Annotated in this window: 3 protein-coding genes; 2 read left to right on the plus strand and 1 reads right to left on the minus strand. The window is 63.2% G+C overall.

Annotated elements, in window-relative coordinates:
- Nucleotides 1-115 precede the first annotated feature (115 nt).
- Entirely contained in the window at nt 116-8,704 is an 8,589-nt protein-coding gene (locus ACXHGZ_RS14755) for a retention module-containing protein (RefSeq protein ID WP_480460392.1), read from the minus strand.
- Nucleotides 8,705-9,189: 485 nt separating this feature from the next.
- Between ACXHGZ_RS14755 and ACXHGZ_RS14760 the strand changes: the two genes are divergently transcribed.
- Nucleotides 9,190-10,563, plus strand: a complete 1,374-nt coding sequence (locus tag ACXHGZ_RS14760) for a TolC family outer membrane protein (protein ID WP_084857438.1) — start codon at nt 9,190-9,192, stop codon at nt 10,561-10,563.
- Between the two features lie 74 nt (nt 10,564-10,637).
- Nucleotides 10,638-12,773, plus strand: coding sequence for a type I secretion system permease/ATPase (locus ACXHGZ_RS14765; protein WP_480464063.1), 2,136 nt, complete (start codon nt 10,638-10,640; stop codon nt 12,771-12,773).
- Nucleotides 12,774-12,776 lie beyond the last annotated feature (3 nt).

The following is a 12,776-nucleotide window of genomic DNA, read 5'->3' on the forward strand; positions in this document are numbered from 1 at the left end:
CCAGGCGGTCGCGCGCGCCTGTCACAGGCGTTACTGGCCGTAAACAAACGTAGGAGCGAGCGCAGCTCGCGATGCGCCGCGCGGGCGGCGCTCGATATCCCAGACAACACCCACCTCAGACCGTATCCACCTTCAACGAATGGTCATTGAGCATCCCATTGATGATGGTTGCCGTGTCCTGCCCTGCCGCGACCACCCCACCCGCACCGGCCGTCACACCGTAATGCTGCGCCAGGTCGACACCGGCCAGGTCGATGGTCTGGGTTGGCGCGGCGCCGGCCACGCTGCTGACCTCGATGGTCGAGACCACATTGACACCGGAACCTGTGACCTTGAAGTGCAGGTAGTCATCCAGCGAGGCAGTGGTGCCGTTTTCGCCCTGGAGCAGTTGCGACAGGTCGAGATGATCGCTTCCTGGGGTGAACGCCAGCACAGTGTCGTGCCCCACTTCGCCCTTCTGCCAGACGAAGGTGTCGTTGCCAGTGCCACCGTTGAGCGTATCGTCGCCGAGCCCGCCAAGCAGCACATCGTTGCCTGCGCCGCCGTTCAGGGTGTCGTTGCCCAGCCCGCCGATCAGCAGGTTGTCGCCACCGTTGCCGGTCAAGGTGTCGTTGTAGTCCGAGCCGATCAGGTTCTCGATGCCGTTCAGGGTATCGGTGCCGGCACCGCCCGTGTTCTGGGCAGTGGTCAGGTTCAGGTTGACGGTCACACCGCCGGTGGCCGAGGCGTAGCTGGCCGTGTCGATGCCCGCACCGCCATCGAGCAGGTCGTTGCCCGGGCCGCCGATCAGCAGGTCGTCGCCGTCACCGCCGTACAGCAAGTCATCACCACCGCCACCGACCAGCACGTCGTGCCCCAGGCCGCCCTGCAGGGTATCGTTGCCGGCACCGGCCAGCAGGGTGTTGTCGCCATCGGTGCCAGTGAGCACGCTGCCGTCCTGGTAGGTGATATCGACATTGCCGGTGGCCGTGCCGCCATGGCCGTCACTGGTGGTGTAGGTGCCGTTGTACACATCGTTCTGGGCGTTGCTGTAGTCGATGGTCATGGTCAGCTTGTAGAACTCGGCGCCCGAGCCGAGGTTGCTGTCGGTCACGTTGCGTACCAGGATGCTGTAGGTCCCGCTGTGGCTGGCCGTGAAGGAGCTGCCGTCGATGATGGGTTGATAATCGCCCACATCGTCCTTCCAGAACATTTGCAAGTTGCCGGTTGGCACGTCGTGATCGAGGGTCAGGGTCTCGCCTTTTTTCAAGTGGACCGTCATGACATCCTGGTCATTGGCATTGCTGGCACCGACGTTCCGTACGAAGGCATCGACGATCAGCGCTGCGACCATGCTGTTGGCCGTGCCCCTGAAGGCGCTGCGCGGCAGGTCCTTGAAGCGGTTTGTGTCGCTCCCCCCCGTGCCATTGAAATCGACGACCGGGGTGCCGTTGCCGACGCTGAAGCCTTCGCCCTTCACGAAGAAATCGGTGTCGAAGGTGATCGGCGAGGCCGTGAGCTTGTCGTGATCCGCGTCGCTGTCGTTGGCCAGCAATACCTCGGCCGGGACGGTGATGCTGGCCCCGGTGATGTTGGTGATGATGTGGTCGGCCCCGGCCACCGGTGCGGTATTGGTGTAGATGTTCACCGTCAGGGTGGCACTGGCGAGATCGCCGTCGTTGTCGCTGACGGTGAAGCCGAAGCTTTCCTGCTGGGTCACACCGGTATCCTTGGGCGGGGTGTAGATGAAGTCACCGGTGTCCATGTCCACCAGCAGCGTGCCGCCCAGGTTGGTCTTGATATTGAAGGTATTGGTAGCCGTATCGAAGGTGCCGTGGTCCGCACCGCCGCTGGCCGCGTAGGAACCGTCCCCACCATTGGCTTTCGGATCGTAGGTGTACGTGGTGCCATCAACCACCAGCGTCTTGATGAAACCGCCATCGGCCCCCAGCTCACCGCCACTGAGCAGGCTGCCGGTGATCGGCGCGCCGAGCACCGTGCCGGACAGCACATTGCTCAGTTGGCTGAGGTCGGTTACCACCACTGCGTTGGTATCGGTGTGAGTGCTGCCATCGTAGGCCAGCGGGTTGAGGTTGCTCTCGTTCACGCCACTGCCGAGGCCAATGGCGTAGGACTTGATGCCATTGTCGTCAAGGAACGTTTCCCAACTGGCTTCCCGGTCGGCGGTGATGCTGTGGCCGCTGGTCGGTTCGCCATCGGAGAAGAAATACGAGATGTTCTGGGCACCGGCCAGCTTGCCGCTGGCCACGAAGGCGTTCTTGGCGACATTGACAGCCGAATCGTAGTAGGTCGCGCCACCGGCGCTCAGGCCGTTGACGATGTTCTTGGCCTGGGTGAGCGATACCCACACCGAGGACTCCTGCGTTGCGCCATCGGAGAAGGTGACGATCTGCACCTTGATGTCGCCCATCTCGTCGTACTTGTCGAGCAAAGCGTTGATCGCCTGCTTGGCCAACTGCAGGCGGGTCAGGCCTGGTACGCCTGAGGCAAAGTCCATGCTGCCGGAGACATCGATCACCAACAGCAGGTTGGAGTCCACCTGGCCTGGGGAAACGGCGCGTTCGGCATCGACGGCCGAAGGCACGTCGTCGACGATGGTGATATCGATACTGCCATTGGCGATGCTGCCGTCGGTGTCGGTCGCACTGACGGCGAGGCTTTCACTCAGGTCGTTGGTGCCGTTGGCGTCCGGGTGGGTAGCATTGTCGGCCAACGTGTAGCTGTAGTTCACCACCCCGGTGCTGGGGTTGTAGCCGGTGATGGTCAGGGTGTTGCCAAGATCGGTCGTCGCCGATTGCGGGAAGCCTGCCACCACACCGCCGCTGACCACGGTGATGCCGCCTACGGTCAGCGTTTGCAGACCATCCAGAGCCGTCACGGTGAAGCTGCCGCTCTGGGTGAGTTCGCCTGCGTCAGGGCTGGTGCCGTCGGCGAGATGCTTCTCGTAGACGATCAGCTCGCCGCCGGTAATATCCAGGCCGGTAAGGGTGACGGGGTTGTCGAGGTTGGTGACGTTCAACTCCAGCACAGCGGTGCGCACATCGCCATCGGCATCGGTCAGCGTATAGGTGAACTGCTCGATCCCGCTGCCACCGCCGTGCAGGTTGAAGAAGTCCGGGTCACTGGTATTGAGCGTGTAGGTGTACGAACCATTGGCCGACAGCACCAGGGTGCCGTAGGTGCCGACGAAGGTACCAGCCGTGATCGGGCCACTTGGGACGCGGTCGGCACCTTGGGTGTCGTTGCCCAGCACATTGCCGGTCAGCGTGGTGTGCTGCTCGGTGGCGGTTTCGACGTTGCTGTCACCTACGGCAGTCGGCAGGTCGTCGATGATGTTCACATCGATGTTGCCGGTGGCTGTACTGCCATCGGTATCGATCGCTGTGACCGTGAAGCTTTCGCTCAGGCTGTTGGCTTCGTTGCCATTTGGATGAGCTTCGTTGTCAGTCAGCGTGTAGCTGTAACTCACCACGCCGGTACTGGCGTTGTAGCCGGTGATGGTCAGGGTGTTGCCCAGCCCGGTCGTGACCGACTGTGGGAAGCCTGCGACCACGCCGCCGCTGACAACGGTGATGCCGCCTACGGTCAGGGTTTGCAGGCCATCCAGTGCCGTGACAGTAAAGCTGCCGGTTTGGGTCAAGGCTGGTGTATCCGGTGCACTGCCGTCGGCCAGGTTTTTCTCGTAGACCGTCAGCTCACCGCCATTCACGCCCAGGCCATCCAGGGTCACCGAGTCATTGAGGTTGGTGACGTTCAACTCCAGCACAGCTGTGCGCACATCGCCGTCGGCATCGGTCAGCGTATAGGTGAACTGCTCGATCCCGCTGCCACCGCCGTGCAAATTGAAGAAGTCCGGATCGCTGGCGTTGAGCGTGTAGGTGTACGAACCATTGGCCGACAGCACCAGGGTGCCGTAGGTGCCGACGAAGGTACCAGCCGTGATCGGGCCACTTGGGACGCGGTCGGCACCTTGGGTGTCGTTGCCCAGCACATTGCCGGTCAGCGTGGTGTGCTGCTCGGTGGCGGTTTCGACGTTGCTGTCACCTACGGCAGTCGGCAGGTCGTCGATGATGTTCACATCGATGTTGCCGGTGGCTGTGCTGCCATCGGTATCGGTCGCCGTGACTGTGAAGCTTTCGCTCAGGCTGTTGGCTTCGTTGGCGTTCGGGTGGGCTTCGTTGTCAGTCAGCGTGTAGCTGTAGCTCACTACGCCGGTACTGGCGTTGTAGCCGGTGATGGTCAAAGTATTGCCCAGTCCCGTCAGGACCGACTGCGGGAAGCCCGCGACCACGCCGCCGCTGACGACGGTGATGCCACCTACGGTCAGGGTTTGCAGGCCATCCAAGGCAGTGACCGTGAAGGAACCCGTCTGGGTCAGTTCCCCAGCATCAGGGCTGCTGCCATCGGCGAGATGTTTCTCGTAAACGGTCAGCTCACCGCCTTGCACGCCCAGGCCGGTGAGCGTCACTGGATCGTTGAGGTTGCTGACGTTCAACTCCAGTACCGCGGTGCGCACATCGCCATCGGCATCGGTCAGCGTATAGGTGAACTGCTCGATCCCGCTGCCACCGCCGTGCAAGTTGAAGAAGTCCGGGTCGCTGGCGTTGAGCGTGTAGGTGTACGAACCATTGGCCGACAGCACCAGGGTGCCGTAGGTACCGACGAAGGTACCAGCCGTGATAGGGCCACTTGGGACGCGGTCGGCACCTTGGGTGTCGTTGCCCAGCACATTGCCGGTCAGCGTGGTGTGCTGCTCGGTGGCCGTTTCGACGTTGCTGTCACCTACGGCCGTCGGCAGGTCGTCGATGATGTTCACATCGATGTTGCCGGTGGCTGTGCTGCCATCGGTATCGGTCGCCGTGACCGTGAAGCTTTCGCTCAGGTTGTTGGCTTCGTTGGCGTTCGGGTGGGCTTCGTTGTCAGTCAGCGTGTAGCTGTAGCTCACTACGCCGGTACTGGCGTTGTAGCCGGTGATGGTCAAAGTATTGCCCAGTCCCGTCAGGACCGACTGCGGGAAACCCGCGACCACGCCGCCGCTGACGACGGTGATGCCACCTACGGTCAGGGTTTGCAGGCCATCCAAGGCAGTGACCGTGAAGGAACCCGTCTGGGTCAGTTCCCCAGCATCAGGGCTGCTGCCATCGGCGAGATGTTTCTCGTAAACGGTCAGCTCACCGCCTTGCACGCCCAGGCCGGTGAGCGTCACTGGATCGTTGAGGTTGCTGACGTTCAACTCCAGTACCGCGGTGCGCACATCGCCATCGGCATCGGTCAGCGTATAGGTGAACTGCTCGATCCCGCTGCCACCGCCGTGCAAGTTGAAGAAGTCCGGGTCGCTGGCGTTGAGCGTGTAGGTGTACGAACCATTGGCCGACAGCACCAGGGTGCCGTAGGTACCGACGAAGGTACCAGCCGTGATAGGGCCACTTGGGACGCGGTCGGCACCTTGGGTGTCGTTGCCCAGCACATTGCCGGTCAGCGTGGTGTGCTGCTCGGTGGCCGTTTCGACGTTGCTGTCACCTACGGCCGTCGGCAGGTCGTCGATGATGTTCACATCGATGTTGCCGCTGGCTGTGCTGCCATCGGTATCGGTCGCCGTGACCGTGAAGCTTTCGCTCAGGTTGTTGGCTTCGTTGGCGTTCGGGTGGGCTTCGTTGTCAGTCAGCGTGTAGCTGTAGCTCACTACGCCGGTACTGGCGTTGTAGCCGGTGATGGTCAAAGTATTGCCCAGTCCCGTCAGGACCGACTGCGGGAAACCCGCGACCACGCCGCCGCTGACGACGGTGATGCCACCTACGGTCAGGGTTTGCAGGCCATCCAGGGCAGTGACCGTGAAGGAACCCGTCTGGGTCAGTTCCCCAGCATCAGGGCTGCTGCCATCGGCGAGATGTTTCTCGTAAACGGTCAGCTCACCGCCTTGCACGCCCAGGCCGGTAAGCGTCACTGGATCGTTGAGGTTAGTGACGTTCAACTCCAGTACTGCGGTGCGCACATCGCCGTCGGCATCGGTCAACGTATAGGTGAACTGCTCGATCCCGCTGCCACCGCCGTGCAGGTTGAAGAAATCTGGGTCACTGGTGTTGAGCGTATAGGTGTACGAACCATTGGCCGACAGCACCAGGGTGCCGTAGGTGCCGACAAAAGTACCGGCCGTGATCGGGCCACCAGGCACACGGTCCGCACCCTGCACGTCGTTGGCCAATACGTTGCCCGTCAGCGCCAGCTGGTTTTCAGTGGCCGTCGTGGCATTGGTATCGCCAACCGCCGTGGGCACATCATCCACGACGCTGACATCGAGGTTGCCCGTGGCGCTGCTGCCGTCGGTATCGGTCGCAACGACCGTGAAGCTCTCTCCAATACTGTTGGTTTCATTGCCATCCGGGTGCGCCTCGTTGTCGACGAGGGTATAGCTGTAGCTCACCACGCCAGTGCCGGGGTTGTAGCCGGTGATGGTCAGTGTATTGCCCAGCGGTGTGGTGATCGACTGCGGGAAACCTGCCGCCACGCCACCGCTGATCACGCTGATGCCGCCTACGGTCAGGCTCTGCAAGCCGTCAGGTGCGGTGATGGTGAACGAACCGCCTTGCGTCAGCGCACCGACGTCAGGGCTGCTTCCATCGCCAAGGTGCCGTTCCTGGACGACCAGTTCGCCGCCGTTCACACCAAGGCCATCAAGAGAAACCGAGTCGTTGAGGTTGGCGACATTCAACTGCAATGTGGCCGTACTGAGATCGCCATCGGCATCGGTGAGGGTATAGATGAATTGTTCTACAGCGCTGCCACCACCGTGCAGGTTGAAGAAGTCCGGGTCGCTGGTGTTCAGCGTATAGGTGTAGGAACCATCGGCCGACAGCACCAGGGTGCCGTAAGTACCCACGAAGGTGCCGGCCGTGATCGGGCCACCAGGCACACGGTCTGCGCCCTGCACGTCGTTGCCCAATACATTGCCGGTCAGCGTGGCGTGCTGCTCAGTGGCCGTGGTCGCATTGCTGTCGGGCACAGCGGACGGCACATCGTCGACGATATTGACCTGGATGTCCCCCGAAGCGCTGCTGCCATCGGTATCGGTCGCGACGACCGTGAAACGCTCGCCCAGGCTGTTGGCACCGTTGGCGTTAGGGTGGGCTTCATTATCGGTGAGCGTGTAGGTGTAGCTCACAACGCCCGTACTGGGGTTGTAACCCGTGATGGTCAGCGTATTACCCAGCGCGGTGGTCAGCGACTGCGGGAAACCCGCGGTCACGCCACCACTGACCACGGCGATGCCACCCACGGTCAGGCTTTGCAGGCCATCGGGCGCGACCACGGTGAAGCTGCCGCCTTGCGTCAGTGCACCAGCGTCCGGGCTGCTGCCATCGCCCAGGTTGCGCTCGTGGACGGTGAGTTCGCCGCCACTCACATCCAGGCCCCCCAAAGTGACCGGATCATCGAGGTTGGTGACGTTGAGCACCAGCGTTGCCGTGCTGGTATCGCCGTCCGCATCGGTCAGGGTGTAGGTGAACTGCTCCACCCCTGTGCCACCGCCATGCAGTTGGGTGAAATCCGGGTCGCTGCTGTTGAGCGTATAGGTGTAGGAACCATCAGCCTTCAGCACCAGGGTGCCGTAGGTTCCGACGAACGTACCCGGCGTGATCGGCCCCTGCGGCATGCGATCGGCGCCTTGTATATCGTTGGCCAGCACAGTGCCGGTGAGTACCTGCTGGCCTTCGCTGGCACTGGCCAGGTTACCGTCGTCCACGGCCCGCGGCACATCGTCGACGATGCGCACATCCAGGCTGCCGCTGGCCACATCGCCATCGGCATCGCTGGCCTGCACGGTGAACTGCTCCGCCAATGCATTGGCCCCAGCAGCCGAAGGATGCCCCTGGGTGCCCACCAGGGTATAGCTGTAGCTGACCGTACCGGTGGCCGGGTCGTAGCCGGTGATGGTCAACACATTGCCCAGCCCGGTGGTCAACGATTGGCCTACTCCGGTCACAACGCCGCCGGTGACGACGTTGATACCGCCGACATTGAGGTTGAACACACCGTCCGGGGCCAACACGGTGAACGTCCCGGCTTGGGTCAACAAGCCAGCATTGCTGGCCGACCCTTCGGGCAAGTTGGCCTCGTTCAGGGTCAGTTCGCTGCCGGCCACGTCCAGCCCCTGCAGGCTCACCGGGTTGTTCACAACCGGGGGCACGTCGTCGTCGAAGCGGATGTCGCCGACATCGAGGTCATCGAACTCAGGGATACCATTGAACCCGGCTGTGGGGAAACCGATCACCGGGTCCACACGGCCGGCCACTTCACTGAGCAACACGAAACTGTGCCCACCGCCCAATGCCCCGGGCGCGCTGCCGCTGTTGGGCCCGGCTGCGGTCGCTTCGGCTTCCTGGGTCGGGTCGGCGCCGGCGGCGATCGCCTTTTGCAGGCGCTCCACGTCGCTGAGCTGGGCCTGGGAGGGTGTCACCGCTTCGGGGGTATGCACATGGCCTGCGTGGTTGGCCAGCAACTGTGGCGTCAACGCCAGGCTGCTGTCGCGCCCCAAGGTCAGTTCGGCACCGTTGTTCAGGCGTACGGCCACGGCTCCGGCAGCGCCGGTTTCCAGCTGCTCCCCGGCAAACACGCGGTCGCCTTCGACCAACAGGCGGCGGGTGCCGTCGCTACCGACCGCAAACACCTGACCGACAATCTTGCTGACCACACCGAGTGATTTAGCCATGAATCCACGCCTCCATTGCTGCCGACGGGTTCCTGCAACCGAGGCCTTGTAACGGAAGGTGCGGATCGGCCCGCCAGGCGCGTGATTCCACAGCGAATCACAACCGTTGCCCGACGCTCGACGAGGAAGGCGGCAAAACGAGATGGCCAGATGACACATGTCAATAAACTGTCGCCAAATATCATTTTGCCTGTATCCCTTCGCGACTCCCCTGCCCTAAGCTGCAAGAAAAACGGGAACTTTTCCGAGATGCCCGAAAAACAACGCGTAGCGCTGATTCAGCGGACGACTTTGAATAGAACAATGTCGGGTATTTCTTAGACCGCATAAGTTTTTTTTCGCATAACGCTTATGAAGAAATCTTCTTAGCTCGGCCAGTAAATGTTCTTAGCTGTGTTGTTACAAACCTGAAACGGTTTGACCCTCATTTTTCGTCATTTTTTTGGCGATTGCTGCACCTTTTCAAGATCAGGGAGATGTACCCCATGCGCGTCCTAACCCCCATCACCAGTGCAATCCTGTTGGCCATGGCGTGTACCAACGCTCAGGCGATGTCGATCACCGAAGCCGTCCAGAATGCCGTGGACCAGCACCCGGAGATCAGCGCCAGCCGTAACAGCCGGCTGTCGGCCGACGAGGATGTGAAGTTCGCGCGCGGGGGCTACTACCCGACCGTCGATCTGGTCGCAGGTTACGGTCGGCAACGCTCGGACAACACCAATACCCGCGGCTTCAATGCCGACGGCTCGCGCAACCACAACAAGGAAACCCTGACCTACACCCAGTCGGAGCTGCGCCTGCGGCAGATGCTGTTCGATGGCTTCAACACCGCCAACGAAGTGGGCCGTACCGAAGCGGTGGCCAACTCACGCGCCTACTACACCCAGGCCACGGCCGAAACCGTGGCCCTGCGCGCCATCGAGGTGTACCTGGAAGTGCTCAAGCGCCGCGAACTGGTGACCCTGGCCAAGAACAACCTGCAGGCCCACCTGCGCGTCAACGACCAGATCGGCCTGCGCAGCGAGCGCGGCGTGGGCAGCACCGCCGACCTGGACCAGTCCCGCGCCCGTCGTGCCCTGGCCGAGAACAACCTGGACACCGCAGAAGTCGACCTGGCCGACGCCGAGGCCAACTTCTACAGCGTGGTCGGGCGCATGCCCGACGAGCTGGAAACCCCCGTGACCATCAAGGGTGAAGTGCCTACCACCTTGGAGCAGGCACGCCAGGGCATGCTGGAGAACAACCCCTACCTGAAATCGGCCCAGGCCGACGTGAATGCGGCCGAGCAGCAGTACGAAGTGGCCAAGTCGCCCTTCTACCCTCGCCTGGACGCCGTATTGGCTACCGGCGCGAACAACAACACCGCCGGCCAGCGCGGCCACGACAACAATGACTGGCAGGCCGGCGTGGAGCTGAACTACAACCTGTTCCGCGGCGGCAGCGACAAGGCACGCCTGCAGTCCGACGCACACAAGATCAACCAGGCCATGGACATCCGCAACAATGCCCTGCGTGAACTCAACGAGAACCTGAGCCTGGCCTGGAACGCCATGAACAACGCCCGCAAGCAGACCCCGACCGCCCGCGAATACGCCGAGACCACCCAGCGGGTACGCGCGGCCTACCAGGACCAATTCGGCCTTGGCCAGCGCACCCTGCTCGACCTGCTCGACAGCGAGAACGAGCTGTACAACGCCAACCGCCGCTACACCGAGGTGCGCTACACCGAGGAATTCTCGATGTACCGGGTGCTGGCGAACATGGGCGAGCTGCTGAGCAAGCAACGTGTCTCGTTGCCACCGGAAGCCATTGCCAAGAGCGAAGTACGCAACGAAGCCCGGTTGCCTGACATGCGGTAGCGTTTGCACGCGCCAGGCTGTTCGTCCGGAACGGATTCCTCCCCCTGTGGCAGGAGTAGGCCATCGTGACCAGTATGCAAAGCGCGCAACCGCGCCTGGATGTTGATGATCCGTTGCTCGATGGCCTGCTGATCCTGTGCAGGTTGCATGGCTGCCCGGCCAGCCGTGCCGGCCTGTGCAGCGGCCTGCCCCTGGCCGACCAGCGCCTACCCCTGGCGTTGCTGCCCCGCGCCGCCGCGCGCGCGGGCTTGCAGGCCAGGGTGCTGCAGCGCGACCTGGCCGCCATTTCAGCGCTCAACCTGCCGGTGCTACTGCTGTTGAATGACGGCCGCAGCACGGTATTGCAGCGCTGGGGCGAGGATGGCCGGGCACTGCTGTTGCCCTGCGAGGCCGATGGCGGTGAACAATGGGTCGAACGCGACGCGCTGGAACACGCCTATGCCGGCCAAGCGCTGTTCGCCCGCCCACGGCATACCCTGGAAAACCTGCGCACGCCGCTGATGCCGCGGGTCGATGCCTGGTTTCGCGACACGCTCAGGCATTCACGCTGGCTATACGGCGACGCCCTGCTGGCGAGCCTGCTGATCAACCTGTTGGGGCTGATGGTGCCGCTGTTCGTCATGCAGACCTACGACCGGGTGGTGCCCAACCAGGCCCTTTCCACCCTCTGGGTCCTGGTGGGCGGGTTGTTCGTCGGTACCGCGTTCGAACTGGTGCTGCGCATGGTGCGTGCCCACCTGCTGGACCAGGCCGGCAAGAAGACCGACCTGATCCTCTCGGCGACCCTCTTCGAACGCATCACCGGCATGGCCATGAAAGCGCGGCCAGCCACCATCGGCGGCTTCGCCCAGAGCATCCATGACTTCCAGGGCCTGCGTGAATTCCTCACCGCGGTGACCCTGACCAGCATCATCGACCTGCCGTTCGTGGTGCTGATGCTGCTGGTGATCGGCCTGATCGGCGGCTGGCTGGTGCTGATTCCACTGGTGGCCTTCCCGCTCGCCGTGGGCTTCGCCCTGCTCATCCAGGCGCGCCTGCGCGACACGGTGCAGAAAAGCCTGAGCCTGGGCTCGGTACGCCAGGCCCTGCTGATCGAAACCCTGGGGGGGCTTGAAACCCTCAAGGCCTGCGGTGCCGAGAGCGAGCGTCAATACCAGTGGGAACACACCAACGGCGCCATCGCCCGCCTCGACGTCCATGCCCGCAACCTGTCGTCCCTGGCCAGCAACGGTACGCTGTTCATCCAGCAATTCTGCGGTATGGCCACCATCGTCGCCGGGGTCTACAGCATCATCGCCGGCAACCTCAGCGTCGGGGCGCTGGTCGCCAGCTACATGCTCGGCAGCCGCGTGCTGGCGCCCCTGGGCCAGATCGCCGGGCTGATCACCCGCTATCAGCAGGCCCAGCTGACCATGCGCAGCACCGATGCGCTGATGGCCCTGCCCCAGGAACGCCAGGCCGAGCACCAGGCGCTGGAACACACCACGCTGCAGGGTGGCCTGGCGTTCAACCATGTCAACTTCCGCTACCCAGGGCAGAGCGCCCTGGCCCTGCAGGACGTGCGGCTGAGCATCCAGCCAGGCGAGCGCATCGGCATCATCGGCCGTAGCGGCTCGGGCAAGAGCACCCTTGCCCGTCTGCTGATGGGCTTTCACCATCCGGACGAAGGCCAGGTGTTGCTCGACAACCTGGACCTGCGCCAGCTGGACATCGCCGACCTGCGCAGCCAGATGGGCTATGTGGCCCACGACCTGCCGCTCTTGGCGGGCAGCCTGCGCGACAACCTCACCCTCGGCGCACGTCACGTCAGCGATGCGCGGATGCTGGAGGTGGCCGAACTGACCGGGGTCAGCGAGCTGGCGCGCCTGCACCCGATGGGCTTCGACCGCCCGGTGGGCGAACGGGGCCAGCTGCTGTCCGGCGGCCAGCGCCAGGCCGTGCTGCTGGCCCGCGCCTTGCTGCTGGAGCCGCCGATCCTGATCCTCGACGAGCCCACCAGCCACATGGACAACAGCAGCGAGGAGCAATTGCGCCAACGCCTGCTGGCCTGGGTGCCAGGCAAGACCGTGCTGCTGGTCACCCACCGCACGTCCATGCTCAGCCTGGTGGACCGCCTACTGGTGCTGGACAACGGCAAGATCGTTGCCGACGGGCCGAAGGATGCGGTCATAGACGCCCTGCGCAAGGGCCGCATCGGCGCAGCACTCTAGGAG

The organism is Pseudomonas shiyinii (assembly GCF_056725765.1).

What these genes read in the sequence shown, in the direction of transcription:
- ACXHGZ_RS14765 (WP_480464063.1), top strand. Translation starts at nt 10,638, where the DNA reads ATGCAAAGCGCGCAACCGCGCCTGGATGTTGATGATCCGTTGCTCGAT.
- ACXHGZ_RS14755 (WP_480460392.1), bottom strand. Translation starts at nt 8,704, where the DNA reads ATGGCTAAATCACTCGGTGTGGTCAGCAAGATTGTCGGTCAGGTGTTT.
- ACXHGZ_RS14760 (WP_084857438.1), top strand. Translation starts at nt 9,190, where the DNA reads ATGCGCGTCCTAACCCCCATCACCAGTGCAATCCTGTTGGCCATGGCG.